The organism is Bifidobacterium sp. POST2/T3 (B1), assembly GCF_058197115.1.
Genome location: NZ_JBVPQK010000033.1, coordinates 1 through 16,150, shown reverse-complemented (window position 1 = coordinate 16,150; position 16,150 = coordinate 1). Strand labels below are relative to the sequence as shown.

Genomic DNA, 16,150 nt, shown 5'->3' with positions numbered 1-16,150 from the left:
AGGGTGCGGTCCAGCCTGATATGGCCGCTATCGTGGTCCATCTCATACTTGTTGCGGGAGCCCCGGGGGATCTCGACCAACACGTCGAATGTCTCTGCCATTGTCCTGTCTCCTTCTCGGTCTGGACAGCATAGGTATGTGTTATACACAGCATAACCGTCCCGCGGCACATTCGACCACAATCTCCCGCTCACGCACCTGTACGCCCGGCAGTCGCTCATACTCAAGGCATGGAGCGGGCGAAGAGTGAGGACGAGTATGAACAAGCATAGACGGGTCAGCCTCTTGGCGGCTCTGGTTGCCTTGGCGACCCTTGCCGGTCCGGCGGCTCCTGCCGTGGCTGGCGGAGGATCGGGTCATGCCGGTGGCGGACCTGTGCCCCCCGGCGGCGAAAATGTCCGGATTTGGCAGGGTTGGGCCTACAAGGATGACGACCAGGGTGCTTTTGGCGGTTATGAGATAGGCAGCGTAGACAGGGCGTTGTCCCAGATGGGTGTGGTGGATGGGGGCAATGCCACTACGGCCCGGGTCAAGCGTCAGGCTCTGGATGAGGCTAACGGCAACTGTCAGGCCCGCTTTAACCAGGCCCATGCCGACCAATCCGGACAGGGCCACTGTCGGGTAACCGGCGTGGGAGTGGTTGCTGGCTACCGTGGATCCCAACGTATCTTTGACGGGATCTGTGTGGCCATTCACAAGCTTTGGATGGATAACTGGCGCAGCCAGGTGGCCAACCGCAGCTTTAGCAACCGCGGGGTGACCTACCGAACCGGCGACCCCTTCTGGGATCAGCCCGAGGACAGTCTGGACAAATTTGCTGACGAGTATGCAGGCAACGAGAATGATATTTCCCTGGTGGTGATCATGCTCAACGACTACGAGCCCAAGCCGGCAGATCTGCCGCCGGATCCCCCCGACAAGGAAGTAGATCGTGGAACAAGCGCGGATGGGATGACCAATCGCACCCGTATCGTCACTGAAACCGGTCACGGCGGGCGAGAACTGACTTTTAGCGATGTCTTTAATCCTCAGGGTAAGCAGTACCGTATAAGCGGCCAGCATGTCAGGGACCAGACCAGCGGCGAAGATTTGACTGATAAATTCATTTTCAACACCGCCGAAGGAGCTAGGCCGCCTGGTGACCGGGCCACAGCAACCTGGAAGGGCGGTGCTCTGCCGCAGAAACACCGCTGGGTGTGGCAGCTGGATGTGACTGTCGAGCGGCCAGAGACCGGGGTGATTCTGGACCAGGGAGGAGTCCACTGGAAGGGCGCCGCCCGGCAGATTGACCAGTCGACTCCGGAACGTCGTACACCCACATGGAAGCCCAGGCCCGACAAATCCTGGATCCTGCGAGATACGGCTACGGGGGTGTGGAAGAGCGTCATAGACCCCCAATGGAGTAACGGAACTGGTGCCGACGGGCATGCCTTTCTGGACGGGGACCGGGTGGGGTCAGTGGTCAACGCCACTGTCGAAGCCCATCTGATTGAGGCACCCAAGGTTTTCGCCCTGACTGACGATTGGGGCGCTGCTGACTATCTGGTCGATCAGGACGGGGCTCGGGCCATTCGCGTCTTCGTTGCCAAGGCCAAGGCGGATGCAGACGGGCACTACCGCCGCAGCAGCATCGAGGACATTGCGGCCAAGGGCAGGGATGTGACCGACCGTTTCGAGATCAGCGTGACCGGCACACGAGCGCGGGCACAAGCCAAAAGCGGATGGCTGAGCGGCTTAAAGGGGATGGAGGACCCTATGCAGGTCACTATGCTGGTTCCCTTCACTGTCCGCTTTGCCAACGGCGGCGGCGCGGCCAGGGTCCGCAAGGATATGGGTGGGACACCTGACCAGGAGCTGACCTTTTGCCGGGCTCCTAATAGCCATGGCAGCGAAGGCGAGCCTCTGACCAACTTGGGCTCCCAGACAGTCAACACGCAGAATGTGGAGACCAACAAGCCAGGCATTTGCGGATACCTGCCTCCGGTACGCAAGGATGTAATCTCTGAGGCTGGTCAGGGCGGGGAGCAGGCCAGCGTTGACGGCAAGGTGGTCTTCCCTGGTCAGCGACTGGAGTATCAATTGGATACCCAGCCCAGTCTGCCCGACAATCTGGCCTATCCTGTCAAATCAATCATTCTGACGGATGTGTATGACCGCTGGTTTGTGCCCGACAAGCAGACCCTTGAGGTGACTGACCTGCAGAGCGGCGATATCATCGCCAAGACCGGATACGCCACAAAGTGGAAGGCCAAGGACCACACCCTGCGGGTGGCCATTACCGATCCCAGCCGGATCAGCCAATGGCATGCCGGGAGCAACCCCAGAATTCGCCTGCGCTTTGAGGGCAGGGTTGATCCCAAGGCCCCAAGGAATCATCGGGTGGAAAACCAGTGGTTGTTGACGCTGAACAATTCACTGACCCCCTCCAACCAAGTGAGCAATCCGCCTGCTGACTTCCGTCCCTCGAAGAGCGATGTCAGCGCGCATAATCCAGGCATCAGCATCAACGGCAAGGTGCTCTTTGTGGGTGACCGGGGAGTTTATCGAATCAGTCTGGACGCCCGCCGTAAAGACACCGCCTATCCGGTCTGGCGGCTGGGCATGACGGATGCCTACGACGCTCGGCACCTGGATATCGATCCCAAGCGCATCGAGGTCCTGGGCTCCGACGGCCGCGATTACACCAAGGCTTTCAATATTCAGGTAAAAAATGGTATGGTCCTGGTCTTCGCCAAAACTGTGGACACCTATGTTCCGGCCACAGGTGCGACCCTCAAAGGAGATCCTCAGCCTCCCGATCTGGCTGCCTATGCCGCTGCCCGAGGCCATAGTCCCCTCAGGGAGCCGGCCATTGACCAAGGCTTGCTGGGGCGCACCTACGATCTGGTCCTGCCTTACACGGTCATCCGTGCAGAGCCTGGTCACGTGGTGCGCAACCAGGCGACTCAGATAGTCAACGACATGCGCAAAGCCACCAATGTGGTCGCTAATCCGGTCAAACCGCTCAATCCCGCCAAGGATGTGGTAGTGGACGTGGGCGGGGACAGCGCTCACAGCAGCAGTCTCTACCGTGGCCGGCTCTTCCTCTATCGTCTGGACTCAAGTCTGCTGCCGGCCGGACGGGCCTATCCGCAGGTGAAAACCTGGCGGATCGAGGATCGGCTGGACCCCTCGGTGGACCGGTTCACCGGCCATTGGGCCGTCTACGCCAACCAGGATCTCTACGAGAATGGGCGCATCCTGATTCATCATGGACAAATCATGGCTGGTTCGGATATATCTGCAGATATTCATGGCGGCCCCCTGTTCACGATGACCGCAGACCCGGCAGGTCTGGTCAAAGTGGAGGCCACACCCCGATATCTGGCCTTGGTCAGCGCTTCAGGCGACCGCCCCGTCGGTTGGAGGACCTACCTGCAATGCAGACGGCTGAAGAACGTGGAGCGTCATGAGAACCGATTTACTGAGTACTACCAGGACAAGACCCTGGTCTCCAACACGGTCTGGACCAGAACGCCCGATATGACTCCGGCTCTGCATATCGAGAAGTTTGATCGGGCCGGCGGTATGTCCAAGGGTGATCGGGATCAGCCGGAACAGGCCCTTCGGACTCATGATGATGTCCCTATTGTTTTCCGGATCACCAATGATTCTCCCCGCGATCCCGGCGATGGGACCGGGGCCATCTTCCCCGCCCGGCAACTGCGTTTGGAGGATCAGACAGTCGTCGGTCAGGGGCGGGTGACTGGGATTCGCTATCCCGACAACTGGTCGACCCTGATGCTACGACCTGGCCAGTCTGTAGACGTGCATGCCACGGTGACGGGCATATCAGGTCGGCACACCGACAGGGCTAGGGTGATCGGCAGTCCCCTGGTGCCCTGTCCGGTAGAAGAGGAGGCGGCCCTTCCTGAGCGGGAAGATGCCGGCAAGGCTTCTGTACGGCCTGATTCCCGGGGCGTGATGGTCGACGGCCGTCTGCTGTGTTCGGATCGGGCTGTCCGTTCCAATAGCGACGATTGGAACGCTCTTGGGGAAGCACTGCCCGGAACAGGGGCGGCTGTAGCTCTTCCTCTGGCCATCGTTGCAGCGGCAGTCATGACCGGCTCGCTCCTCTTCGGCCTGGTCAGGCGGGCGTCCAAGGGCCGTAGGGGCGGCAGTGACCACTGATTTCACACGTCCAGCCCATGCGTGTCCCCTGGTCTGCCGTCTTTCTGGCTGGGCCATTGCTCATCCAAAGGAGGCCGTGATCCATCGCAGGCCAGGTAGACACGTGCGATGCGCATGCCGGCCCGTTCCGGCTCCAAGGTCAGCACGTGCCGACCGCCGGTCAGCTGGACGGCGGCCATCTCCGACCATCCCCAGACATGCTCGGTGGCGAAGGTCATCAGTCTTCCCCCTCGGGGGAAGATGTCGTCCGGGGCCAGCGGGTCGCCGTCCAAGATCACATGGCAGGAGTCCTCCAGGTCGGAGGCGAACTGGGCTAGGAGCCAGATCCGGTAGTTGCCTGGCCTGTCAACCTGGAAGGCCAGGTTTATGCCGGGAGCTCGGCCGGGTTCGGGCCAGAGCTGTTGCCTTGGCTCGGTCCGCATGGCCAGGCCCCAGCCCCGGTGAATGGGGGCGTCGGTAGGGACCCAGCAGCCCTTCCGACGCCTGCCATTCTGTGGGCCATCCTGTGACAGCCAGGCGTTTTCGTCCTGTCTTAGGCAGTCGGCGGGCTCAAGGTAGATATGCTCTGGGGTCTTGTTGGCGTCATTGTCCTGGCTGAGCTTCTGCTCATGCTGATGCCCGGCAGGCCAGACCAGCTTCGGCCGTGTATACAAACCGCCGTGAAGCCAGTAGTCCTGATCGAAGTAGGGTACAGGTTCTTCCGGGGTATGGTCCGGATCGATTCCGTAGTCTCCGATGGCCAGGTTCCGTAGGGGGCGGTCCAAGACCTCGGCCGTGGGCGTTGGCTGATGGTCCGTAATCTGATTGCCGGTCTGAGCCCTGTCTTTATGAAATGTGTGAGAGCTCCTGTTGTCGGTCTGTTTGGAGGGCTGTCCACCTGTCACCCAGGTACTGAAGGTGGGTCCCAGTCGGCTGGGCCGTTCCCGACCGGTGTTGATCACGACTTTGTCAATGCCGAAGGAGTCGTCCACAGCGATCAGTTGCAGCCGGTGGGGTCCGGCCTTCAAGTAGGGCAGGATCATGGCCAGTTGCTCGGCGTTGTATACGATGGTCTCCTGCCAGTCGCCACGGAACTCGTCAGTGGTGGATGATTCCAGGATTTCGCCCTGGTCGCCATCCAGGCTGACACGGAGGCGAATTCGCCCGCGTGAGTTCAGAGTGGGCAGCCGGTGAACCTCCAGACGATGGCGGCCGGGGGTCTTCAGCCAGAAGTCCAGACTCAGACAGGCCCCGCTTCCTGATTCCGGGTCGCTCCAGCCCTTGGTCTGCATCAGGCTTGGGCCAAAACGTCCCAGGTCTTGGGTCGCTAGCCAAGCAGTGGCCTGAGTGAGGTCGGGGTTGACGCGTCCGCGTGAGGGGTCCATGCTGATGTGACCATCCGCCTCGACGAAGCCGGTGAATCCTTGTCTGAAGCCAGGATTCTCGCCTGCTAGAACATCGACCCTGATCGGGGTAGACCAGGCTTTTTCAGTTGTCTCCGGCTTGCTGGGACGGGTGATGATGGTCAGTGTACCCTGGCGACCCGCATGTGTTGAGGCGTTCTCGACCTGTACATGGATTCGCCATTCATCCCTGACAATTCGCCGTTCCGCTGGCAGACGGATCCAGTCCTGATCGGCGCTGATGCACACTTCCTGTGCAGGGCTTCCCATAAGGTCCAGGTCAATCCAACGGTCGGTGATGCCATAGGGATCGAAGACCAGCTTGACATGATGGCTATTGCCCGGGACTATGACGCCCTCCTGTGCTCCCTGTGGCGTCAGGATCAGTCCCTGGTTTGGTTGAACCTTCACCGGCCTGCAAGCCGGGTACTGAGGCAGCGTGGGAGGAGGGAACCTGTTGGGAGTGAGAATGCCGTCCCAACCGCCTTGGGCCAGTTTCTTGTTGTACCAATGGAGCAGAGCCCGGATCATCCCCTGGAAGAGATGGGAGATCTTCATCTGCCTGTCGGCGGCTGGCAAGGCGCTTCTGGCGGCCTCAAGGCGGCTGCGGTCCGCATGGTAGAACTGGGCGTTCACGTAGTAGGCCATGGCGATCTTCAGGTCCACCAGCGATCGATAGGCTTCGCGAAACTCTGGCTTCATGCTCCTGCCAAGATTGTGCGAGCGCTCAGCTAGTTCCCGTAAGGCTGCAAGGCGGCCGCCGGCCTCGTCGTCGTAACCTGTCTGGGTGAAGGAGTCCTCGTGCAGGTGCTCGATTTTGGTCTGATTGTTGATCCGGTAGTAGCTCATGCACAGGTCGGCCACCTCAGAGCCGCGATTGTCGGCGAAGGTCTGGTCGAACCAGGCGGCCACGAAGTCCCGGGGTGATAGACGGTGGTGATCCTCGTCTGCATTCCAGGCCAGGTGGAGGAAGTAGGATCCCTCCAGCTCCAGGCGCTTGATGGCTCCCAGATTATCTACCCATACCCGGCGGATGCCCCGATCCCAGCACTTGCCCAGCTGGTCGTTCATCAGAGCCAGGGGAGTGGATGAGGTGCAGCGGTAACTGGTCCTCGGTGGCGCCCAGTAGGAGCTGTGGTAGTAGACCCCATTGCCTCCGCTGCGTGCCCGTTCGGCCTGATTGGGGAAGCGACGCATATACCCGTAGTTGTCGTTGACCCACATGATGGTCACGTCTTCGGGCAGGTCCAGGCCCGCGTCGTAGAGGGGCAGCACCTCCTTGTAGGGAATGAAGAGCTGGGGTACCTCCTGTGGAGGTCGACCCAGGTGCTGACGCAGGATGTCCCTCTGGTCGCGAATGATTCGACCGAGCAGATCGACCCGCGCTCGCAGACGACCCTCCTGGTCCAGGTTCGGATCCTCGTCGATGGCGCGCGTGGTCAGGCCCGTGTCGTGTATGCCGCGCATGCCCAGGGTCCAGGTGACCTCGTAGTTCCGGTTCATGTCCACGCTCTGCGACCAGTAGCGCCGAATCATATCCCGGTTGTGTCCGGGCAACGAATAGTCATAGTCCACATGCGTGCCCTGCGAGGCCACCCAGGGGTCCCACTCATGCTGGTTGCTCCGCAGGAGCATGTCGCAGTGGCTGCTTCCGATGACAATCCCCATGCTCTGGGCAAGCCTGCCGTTACGCGGATCGGCATTGAAGGCGTTGACGTGCATGGCCGGCCACAGATAGTTGCCGCCCAGCCGCAGAATCAGGTCAAAGACCTTTTCGTAGGTCGTCGGTCCGATTGTTCCGTCGGGAGTGTGCAGGCGAGCCCAGTCGTCCAGCTCCTCCTCGTCGTTGATGAAGAAGCCCCGGTATTTGACCGAGGGCCAGTCGAAGACGCGCAGATCGTCGGGCAGGCATATCCGTTCATGGTGACGTGCCGGCACGTTCCCCCACCAGTGCAAGGGTGAGATGCCGATGGCCCGGCTGAGAGCGTAGATCCCGTAGATGGTTCCGCGCCGATCAGTCCCGGCGATATAGAGGGTGCCGTCGATGACCTGCAAGGTGAAGCCTTCCCAGCGATACTCTCCTTGGGGGTCCTTGAGCGGGGTCAGATCGAGCTGGTCGGAGCAGACAGCCGAATCGATCCAACTTGAATGGCCCAAGGTGCCCAGGCAGATGGTCAGGCTACTCTCGTCGATCAGATTGGTCGGTCTCTGGGTCTGGCCGGTGACGGTCGCAAAATCCCTCATCAGGCTGCTTGCCGCAATTTGCACGGCCGAATCCTCACCATGATCCAGCAGCCAATTGGGCCGGACCCCTGAATCGGCCAGAACTGCGCCCGACCCGGCGGTCACTGGGATGGTTCCGGGCTGGGGATGAAACAAGGTGACCATGGTGGCGCTCCCACTGTCTGCTGATCAGGCGGATGCTCTGCCGCCTGTGTTCGGACACCCATAGGCTAACACCTGATTAGGAAAATTTTCAATGAGCAAAAAAATGAATACGACTGACAGGGTTCGATGGCCGTCTCCCTCCATTACCATAGTTGGAGACGCTCACAGTACAGCAGAGCAGGGAGGCGATCCGATGAGCAAGAAAGTGACGCTGGCCGACGTGGCTGCCAAGGCAGGGGTTGCGGTGTCCACAGCCTCCAAGGCGCTACGCAACAGCGCACAGGTCAGCGGTCCGACAAGGGCCAAGGTGTTCAAGGCCGCGGCAGAGCTCTCCTTTTCGCTCAATGAGCGTCAGAAACAGTCCCAACCTCCCAGCCTGCCAAAGTCGGTGGGGCTGGTCACTTCGGACCTGGATGGTCAGTTTTCCATGCCCATCCTGATTGGTGCGGAAAGCTACTTCGGAGTCGAATCCATTCCTGTTTTTCTCTGCAACGCCGGCAGGGACCCTGCTCTTGAACAGCACCATATAGATAATCTGCTGGCCTATGGCGTCAAAGGTCTGCTGATGGTCGGATGGCGTACCGATCCGCGGCCTGCGCTGACCAGCTGTCCGGTGCCGGTTGTCTATGCCAACCAGGCGTCCCTGGATCCCCATGACTGCTCGGTCGTCACTGACAACGAGGATATCGGGCGGCTGATGGTACGGCATCTGGTCGAGGGTGGATCCAAAAAAATCGTGCTGATTGCTGGCGATCCAGCCTTCCAGTCATCGGTCAGGAGACTCAAGGGTGAGATGGCCGAATTGGATAGCCGTGGGCTGGCTGCCGTGCGTACGGTTCGGTATGGGGGCTGGAACGAAGAGACCGGACGTCGCACCATGATTGGCTTGCTGGATGAGGGCATCGACTTCGACGGCGTGGCTTGTGGCAACGATGAGATAGCCCGGGGGTGTCTGGATATCCTGCATGATCGGCATATTGCCGTTCCGGATAGGGTATCGGTGGTTGGGGTTGACAATCGGTCGGTCATTGTCGGCAATTCGCGTCCTCCGCTGACCAGCGTCGACCTGAATCTGAAGGCCATCGGCACCCGGGCGGCCAGCTGCCTTGCTGACATGCTGGACGGCCGAAGTCACCAAGGTATCGAATGCGTCAAGGGCACGCTGGTTCAGCGCGCCTCCACCAGAATGCCGCTCTAAAGCAATCTGTCTCTAAATTTCAGACAGCACTACAATCGCAATTTCACTGCCACAAGCGAGTCTTTCGCCCTTTAATCTTAAGAAACTTTTTCATTTGACAAATTTCCCCTTTCTTCTTATCATGACCAGTGTCGGAGTTGCGATAGGCATTAGGGCCGCAGGTCGTCTGTCCGGTTCCCAGTGTGAGCGAGCTTAATCCTTTTGGCGCTTGTACATCCCGTTTCATGAAGAAAGGACATGCCATGACCTCACATCGTACAGGGGCGCACTGGACTGAGATTCCGGCTCGTCGCGTTTCCTGTGGGATCGGATCCGTGGTAGGTGAGGCTGCCGTCGGCAGAGCTTCGCCGAATAAGCGCATCGTTGCTGGCCTTTGTAGGTGGTGGTGTCGCCTGCAGCCGTCTCTGTAGTCATGCACCACCTGATGAAGAAGATGCTCAAGATGGTCCTGCCCAAGCAGGTCGAGAATGACTGCTGCTGCGAGATCAACTGGCAGGAGGTGAGCTCCGGCTGGGAACAGTACGTGGACACCCTCAAGAAGACCAGTCTGGACCAGAACATCAAACAGGAGCAGAAAGTCTATAACCAGCACTATACAAAGTAAACGCTTAAGCAAATAAATGATTGATTTGTCAGTGCCTGCCTGAGAGCATCCAACAACTGAGGTGGACAATCCCCCAACGGGGCATCCGCCTTATGCTTGGCCCCGCTGCTGTCAGTTCTGCAAGCGTTTGAATTTCCGAACAGCCGGGGATATCGGCTTCGAAGCATATGCCGCAGAAGTTCTGACGCGAAGGGTGACGGTGTCAATTCTCCTCAGCGTCCAGCAGCACTATACCCTGGGGCGGATTGCTGTCGATGGCTCCCACGGTCTCGTGCGGCAGGTAGGGCTCCTCCATGGAGGCGATCTCCTCAGGGGTGAGCTTCAAATCCAGCGCAGCCGCTGCGTCGTCAAGATGCCGGGCCTTCGTGGCGCCGATGATTGGTGAAGCGACACCTTTAGCCCACTGCCAGGCAATGGCTACCCGGGCCATAGGAACGTTGTGTCGCTCTGCCACCTTTTGTACACGGTCGATAATGGCCAGGTCGTTGTCTTCGGCCCGGTCGTACTTGCCACGCGAGACCTTATCGGTCGCGCTGCGCAGGGTATCGGCGGTCCAGGTGGGTCGTGTCAGATGGCCGGCGGCCAGGGGGCTGTAGGGCATGAGCGAGACGCCCGTCTTTTTGCAGAAGGGTATCAGGTCCTTCTCGTCCTCCCGGTAGAGCAGGTTGTAATGGTTCTCCATGGCGCTGAAGGGGGTCCAACCGTTGTCTTGGGCGACTTTCTGCATGTCCCGAAATTGGCTGGCGTACATGGCTGAGGCTCCTAGCGCTCGCACTTTGCCGGCCTGAACCAGATCGTTCAGTGCTTCCATGGTCTCTTCGATGGGAGTTTCATAGTCGAATCTGTGGATGATATAGAGGTCCAAGTAGTCGGTGCCCAGCCGCTTGAGCGTCCCCTCGATCTCCCGATGGATGGCCTTGGACGAAAGGCGCCCCTCATTGAAATAGACCTTGGATGCAATGACCACCCGCTCGCGGCTTGTATGCTTTCTAAGCGCCTTTCCCAAGTACTCCTCACTGGTTCCAGCGGAGTAGCCGTTGGCCGTATCGAAGAAGGTGATGCCCAGATCGAGTGCGTGCGCAACGACCGCGTCAGTCCCCTCCTCGTCTAGTGTCCAGTCATGCATGGTGCCTGGTTTGCCGAAGCTCATGCACCCCACGCAGATCTTCGATATGTTGATGCCCGTTTCGCCCAGTTGTGTGTACTGCATTTAAGCCCCCTTGGCCTTCCTTGGTGCAGACGCAATCATGCTAGCAAGTTCGAGTCGGTGGAGGTCTACTTCTTTGGTTTGGGCAGTGAGCAAATACAGAGAAAAGGTCGTCTGAGCCTTTTATCGATGACCTGTTATGAACCGTAACAAGCAGTATAAGAAGGTAAAGAGCTTGAATGTGAGTGAATGCAGTCATTATTGATGGCAAGGGTTGGGCTTTGGGCTTGTTGCTTGCTCAGCTGAATGTGTGTAATGATCTTTTGGACGAGCGAAGACAAGTGGACACTGGCCTTGGGATCCTCTGCGCTTCCGTCCTTTTGCTTTGTCAAGTGCTCAAGAATGCGTCGATACCGGTTGCTTTATTTTCTGAGGGTGGTTTTGGGGTCAGCCAGTCCTCAACCTTGCAGTCTCGAATCTTGTTAACGGTGAAATTGAATACCGAATATAACTGCCTCGACAGGTCGTGACTGATGTTCATTTATGCACGTGGGTCATATACGTACTTTGTTCTTTGGAATAGGTGCGATCCGAGCAATGCGGGCAGGCTAGTCGCCAACTGGATATGTCATTATTCTCCGTTGGTATAATTGATGTAACAGTTGAAGCTAACCTTTAACGAAGAGGGCTCACGTGGCAAGAAGAACTGATATGAGCTGCGTTGCTTTTTCGCATTTGTTGCGTTTCAAACGCTCGCATTATCCTTATTCCGATAGGTACCTTAGCGAGATAAACAATTCGCCGGACACGCATGCAAGAACAGAAAAACAGCATATGGTGCACTGGTTTGCAGACAACGCGACCCATGGATCAGGCGCCTATTCCCGGCAGAAGCCGAATAACAGCGCCAAAAGATGTTTCAACAAATTGGAGAACGCTGCGTCCTTGTTGTGGATTGCCGAGGCGGTTGGCATTGAAGAGCCGGTTGTAGCAGCAGCTTTCGAGGCTGCAAGGCAGGCGGGAGACTATCGCCGGGCTTGTGGCGCGATCCGCAAGATTATTACCTGGTCCATGATTATCGAATCCTTGTAATGATATCGACGTAGATCAAATATAGTTTTTATTAAGTGCCATAGGTACTCGGTTTTCAATGCAGACTGCTTAGAGCAAGGGTAGTTTTTAACACAGGTTTGGAAAGAAAGGGTTGCATATGCCCGAAATTAAATGTCCCAAATGCGGAACCGTATTCACTGCCGAAGAGGCCGGATATGCCGACATTCTGAAGCAGGTTCGTGACAAGGATTTTGACAAGCAGCTTCATGAACGGCTTGAGCAGGCCAAAAGGGAGAATAGCAAGATTCGTGAACTGGACCAGGCGCAGGCCGAGCAGACGCTGCAGAAGACCAAAAGTGCCAAGGACGCCCAGATACAGGAGCTGCGGGCAAAGCTGGAATCCGAGCAGGCTGCAAAGGAATTGGCTGTTTCAGAAGCCTTGAGGAAGGTCGAGAAAGAGAAAGACGATCTGAGCGCCAAGCTGGACAAGGCCGAGTCGGAGAAGCAGCAGGCGCTCGATTTGGCAGCGGCCAATTCCAAGAGCGAGCTGCAGAAGGCGGCTGCAGACAAAGATGCCGAGATCGTCAAATTGCAGAATCAGCTGGATGCTTTTGAGTTGCAGAAGAAGCAGGAGCTTGCCCAGGCTTTGGGTCCGGTGCAGAAGGAGAGGGATGATTTCAAGGGCAGGCTTGAGAGGCTGCAGCTTGAGAAGGAGTCGGAGGAGAAGCTCTCCAAGGAGCAGCTGAAGTCGCAGCTGCAGGCGGTCGTCGCGGACAAGGATTCCGAGATAGCAGAATTGAAGAGCAGTCTGGACAAGGCGGAGCTGCAGAGCAAGGTCGAGGCCAAGTCCCTCAAGGAGCGCTATGAGGTTCAGATTCAGGATCGTGACGATCAGATTGAGCGGTTGCGCGATCTGAAGGCGAAGCTGTCCACCAAGATGGTGGGGGAGACGCTTGAGCAGCATTGTCAGATCGAGTTCAACAAGCTGCGGTCCACGGCTTTTGCCAATGCCTACTTCGAGAAGGACAACGATGCCAGGACGGGCAGCAAGGGCGACTTCATCTTCCGCGACTGGGATGATTCCGGCACGGAGATCGTGTCCATCATGTTCGAGATGAAGAATGAGACGGACACTACCTCCACCAAGCACAAGAACGAGGACTTTTTCAAGGAGCTCGACAAGGACAGGCATGAGAAGCATTGCGAATACGCCATCATGGTCTCCCTGCTGGAGCCTGACAGCGACCTGTACAACACGGGTATCGTGGATGTCTCCTATCGCTACCCGAAAATGTACGTTGTCCGCCCACAGTTCTTCATTCCGATAATCACCCTGCTTCGTGATGCCGCCAAGAACTCTCTGCAATACAAGAATGAACTTGAAGAGGTGAAGGCACAGAACATCGATATAACGCATTTCGAGGAAGAGCTGGACTCCTTCAAGAGTGCTTTTGGACGCAACTACGATATCGCCTCAAAAAAGTTCAAGACCGCAGTGGAGGAGATCGACAAATCCATCAACCACCTGAACAAGATAAAGGACGCGCTGCTAGGTTCCGAGAATCAGCTTCGCCTGGCCAACAACAAGGCGCAGGATGTGACCATACGAAGACTGACCAGAAACAATGAGACGATGAAAGCCAAATTCGACGAACTAAATAAGTCGAAGGCGTTAGAATCCTGAGACTATGAACGATGCAGTCATGTGAGGTGATGGACCTAAACGGCTATCTCTGATTTTGTGGTTGGGTCGTCCATCGTCCGTCCATATTTGACTGCACCACACTGGCCAGTGTTCCGAACGGCCGCAAATACGCTGAGATAGAAAAACAAGATAGAGAATTAAAGGCCCGGAATCCAAACGATTCCGAGCCTTACTGGTAGCGGGGTCAGGATTTGAACCTGAGACCTCTGGGTTATGAGCCCAGCGAGCTACCGAACTGCTCCACCCCGCGTCGGCTGTGCAACACAGCAGTTATCTATATTACGGATTCCAGCGCACTTGTCAAGTCCGTGTGTGGGCAGGCTTTACTTGGGAGATAATGGAGCCATGCCTATCACCATCCCCACCGGATTGCCGGCCAGATCCATCCTCGATTCGGAGCGCATCTTCGCTCTGGAAAGTCACGAGGCGGAGCGCCAGGAGATGCGTCCGCTCAGGCTGGTCATCCTCAATCTGATGCCTACCAAGGTGGAGACCGAAACCCAGCTGCTGCGGCTGATCTCCAAGTCACCGCTTCAGGTGGAGATCGACTTCATGAAGACATCCACCCATCAAGCCGCGCACACCAGCATGGATCACCTGGTCAAGTTCTACGAGAATCTGGATTCCTTCAAAGACAACTGCTATGACGGTCTTGTCGTGACGGGCGCCCCCGTGGAGCAGATGGATTTTGAGCAGGTCGACTACTGGGAGGAGCTGACCCGCATTCTGGACTGGTCGTCTACCCATGTTTTCTCAACCATGTACTTGTGCTGGGGGGCCATGGCCGGGCTCTACTACCGTCATGGCATCGCCAAGCGCAACCTGGATCGCAAGGTCTTCGGGGTTTTCCCCCAGTACCTGCAAGACGAGTACTGCTTCATCACCAATGGCTTCGACGAGATTGCCCTGCAGCCCCACTCCCGCTGGGCCGGGGTGGACGAGGACCAAGTGCGGGCCTGCCCGGATCTGCAGGTGCTGACCTGGGGTCCTCAGTCAGGTCCAGGGCTTATCAGCACCCAGGATTTCTCAGAGATCTTCGTGCTGGGCCACTGGGAGTATGACCGTGACACTCTCGCTCACGAGTACCAGCGTGACATGGCCAAGGGTCTGGACCAGGTGCCTTTTCCGGTCAACTACTACCCCCATGACGATCCCACACTGGAGCCGGTCTTCTCCTGGCGGGCACATGCCAACCTGCTCTGGCGCAACTGGCTGAACTGGGTGTACGAGACCACTCCTTATGATCTGGACCAGGTGCCGACTCTGCGGGCGGCGGGCCAACTAGGCACCGACCGATCCATCAGACACGCTCCTGGTTGTCCACGCGCCGACGGATATCGTCCCTTGGCTGGTGACGGGTATGGGCTTATTCCTGGCGTTGTTAATAGTTGATGACGTTTGGATTAAATTCGTTATCAACCCGTCCACACCGCAGGGCGCATTCAACCTGTGGCCACTATCTGTGACACACTGGATGAATCCATGGTTACCGTGGCTCTTGGTGTGGGCTACACTACCCATACGGTGCAGCTATGAGTCACATACGCGCTATAGTGTTCACTGTGTCGTTCAGGAGGCGATAGATGCTAGAGGCAATGGGAAGTGAAGCTTTCAGTCTGGCTATGGCCAAGCCGAGCGAGCTACCCACCATCGAAGATTTCCTGCCTCCTGAGATTCTTTTCCAGGGAACGCCCTTCGCCATGAACAGGATCATCCTGATCAGGTTCGTGGCCATGGTCATCATCCTTCTGGTGCTGGGAATCACCGCCGCCAGGGCCAAGCTGATTCCCTCCCGTTGGCAGGGGGCCATTGAATGGGTCATTGAGTTCATCCGTGACTCGGTCGTCTATGACACCCTGGGCGAGATTCGGGGCAAGCGCTACGTGCCCATGATTACGACCATCTTCCTGACTATCCTGGTCTTCAACCTCTGCGGCATCGTGCCAGGCATGAACATCGCGGCAACTGCGACCATCACCATGCCTTTGGTCTTTGCCATCTGGACTTTCTGCCAGTACATGGTGACGGGATTCCGGGAACAGGGCGTCTGGGGCTATTTCAAGTCTGAGCTCTTCCCAGCTGGGGTGCCTTGGCCTCTCTATATCATTCTGACGCCCATCCAGCTGCTGGAGATGGTCATCGTCAAGCCGGCCTCCCTGACCATTCGACTCTTTGCCAACATGATCGCCGGCCATCTGCTGGTGGCTGTCAGCCTGGCCTTCACCCAGTTCTACATCATTGAGGCCAGCAACAAGCTCCTGGCCCTGGCTGGCGTGGGCTGGTTCGTTCTCGGCTTCGCCCTGACGGCCTTTGAAATCTTTGTGGCGGCCCTTCAGGCTTATATCTTCGCCATCCTGACCACGGTCTACATCTCCATGAGTTACCCTGAGGAAGGTTGAGCGAAAAAAAGCCGCGGTCGGCGCTTCAGGCGGTCGCAGCCCACATATTCGTCGGTTCCGACCAGTAGACGGGGGTCGGGGCTGAACCACAATCCAAGAACCGG

The 16,150-nt window shown here is 57.7% G+C and carries 11 protein-coding genes and 1 tRNA gene; 8 read left to right on the top strand and 4 right to left on the bottom strand.

Annotation, left to right across the window (positions count from 1 at the left end; translation table 11 throughout):
* The coding region (locus tag AC0AP0_RS03065) for an inorganic diphosphatase (RefSeq protein ID WP_490429343.1) at positions 1-101 on the bottom strand (101 nt) is incomplete at its 3' end.
* Between the two features lie 157 nt (positions 102-258).
* On the opposite strand from AC0AP0_RS03065, the gene AC0AP0_RS03060 reads away from it, so the two are divergent.
* A complete protein-coding gene (locus AC0AP0_RS03060) occupies positions 259-4,170 on the top strand; it encodes an LPXTG cell wall anchor domain-containing protein (RefSeq protein WP_490429342.1) in 3,912 nt (1,303 codons plus the stop codon).
* Between the two features lie 2 nt (positions 4,171-4,172).
* On the opposite strand, the gene AC0AP0_RS03055 is transcribed toward AC0AP0_RS03060, so the two are convergent.
* Positions 4,173-7,940: a glycosyl hydrolase 115 family protein gene (locus AC0AP0_RS03055; RefSeq protein WP_490429341.1), complete on the bottom strand. Its 3,768-nt coding sequence runs from the start codon at positions 7,938-7,940 to the stop codon at positions 4,173-4,175.
* Positions 7,941-8,133: 193 nt separating this feature from the next.
* Between AC0AP0_RS03055 and AC0AP0_RS03050 the strand changes: the two genes are divergently transcribed.
* The gene (locus AC0AP0_RS03050) at positions 8,134-9,138 is read left to right on the top strand and encodes a LacI family DNA-binding transcriptional regulator (RefSeq protein ID WP_198208080.1); all 1,005 of its coding nucleotides are present in this window, start codon (positions 8,134-8,136) and stop codon (positions 9,136-9,138) included.
* 379 nt (positions 9,139-9,517) lie between these two features.
* Complete coding sequence (locus AC0AP0_RS03045) at positions 9,518-9,742, top strand: hypothetical protein (protein ID WP_198208082.1); 225 nt, start codon at positions 9,518-9,520, stop codon at positions 9,740-9,742.
* Positions 9,743-9,944: 202 nt separating this feature from the next.
* Here AC0AP0_RS03045 and AC0AP0_RS03040 read toward each other — a convergent pair whose 3' ends face one another.
* Positions 9,945-10,952: an aldo/keto reductase gene (locus tag AC0AP0_RS03040; protein ID WP_490429340.1), complete on the bottom strand. Its 1,008-nt coding sequence runs from the start codon at positions 10,950-10,952 to the stop codon at positions 9,945-9,947.
* 182 nt (positions 10,953-11,134) lie between these two features.
* Between AC0AP0_RS03040 and AC0AP0_RS03035 the strand changes: the two genes are divergently transcribed.
* The 3 genes from AC0AP0_RS03035 to AC0AP0_RS03025 all read left to right on the top strand — a co-directional run bounded on the left by AC0AP0_RS03035 (position 11,135) and on the right by AC0AP0_RS03025 (position 13,626).
* The gene (locus tag AC0AP0_RS03035; RefSeq protein ID WP_490429339.1) at positions 11,135-11,419 is read left to right on the top strand and encodes a hypothetical protein; all 285 of its coding nucleotides are present in this window, start codon (positions 11,135-11,137) and stop codon (positions 11,417-11,419) included.
* Positions 11,420-11,582: 163 nt separating this feature from the next.
* Complete coding sequence (locus AC0AP0_RS03030) at positions 11,583-11,981, top strand: hypothetical protein (protein WP_261253650.1); 399 nt, start codon at positions 11,583-11,585, stop codon at positions 11,979-11,981.
* Positions 11,982-12,099: 118 nt separating this feature from the next.
* Entirely contained in the window at positions 12,100-13,626 is a 1,527-nt protein-coding gene (locus tag AC0AP0_RS03025) for a DUF2130 domain-containing protein (RefSeq protein WP_490429338.1), read from the top strand.
* A 194-nt stretch (positions 13,627-13,820) separates the two neighbouring features.
* Here the strand turns inward: AC0AP0_RS03025 and AC0AP0_RS03020 are convergent.
* Positions 13,821-13,897 (bottom strand) — tRNA-Met (locus AC0AP0_RS03020).
* 95 nt (positions 13,898-13,992) lie between these two features.
* Here AC0AP0_RS03020 and AC0AP0_RS03015 point away from each other — a divergent pair.
* Positions 13,993-15,039 carry a homoserine O-succinyltransferase gene (locus tag AC0AP0_RS03015; RefSeq protein ID WP_490429337.1) on the top strand — a complete coding sequence of 349 codons (1,047 nt, stop codon included), beginning with the start codon at positions 13,993-13,995 and terminating at the stop codon, positions 15,037-15,039.
* Positions 15,040-15,230: 191 nt separating this feature from the next.
* A complete protein-coding gene (gene atpB, locus AC0AP0_RS03010; protein WP_015022487.1) occupies positions 15,231-16,046 on the top strand; it encodes a F0F1 ATP synthase subunit A in 816 nt (271 codons plus the stop codon).
* The last annotated feature ends 104 nt before the right edge of the window (positions 16,047-16,150 follow it).

Coding starts and splice junctions, on each gene's coding strand:
- AC0AP0_RS03060 (WP_490429342.1), top strand. CDS start 259: ATGAACAAGCATAGACGGGTCAGCCTCTTGGCGGCTCTGGTTGCCTTG.
- AC0AP0_RS03055 (WP_490429341.1), bottom strand. CDS start 7,940: ATGGTCACCTTGTTTCATCCCCAGCCCGGAACCATCCCAGTGACCGCC.
- AC0AP0_RS03050 (WP_198208080.1), top strand. CDS start 8,134: ATGAGCAAGAAAGTGACGCTGGCCGACGTGGCTGCCAAGGCAGGGGTT.
- AC0AP0_RS03040 (WP_490429340.1), bottom strand. CDS start 10,952: ATGCAGTACACACAACTGGGCGAAACGGGCATCAACATATCGAAGATC.
- AC0AP0_RS03025 (WP_490429338.1), top strand. CDS start 12,100: ATGCCCGAAATTAAATGTCCCAAATGCGGAACCGTATTCACTGCCGAA.
- AC0AP0_RS03015 (WP_490429337.1), top strand. CDS start 13,993: ATGCCTATCACCATCCCCACCGGATTGCCGGCCAGATCCATCCTCGAT.
- atpB (WP_015022487.1), top strand. CDS start 15,231: ATGCTAGAGGCAATGGGAAGTGAAGCTTTCAGTCTGGCTATGGCCAAG.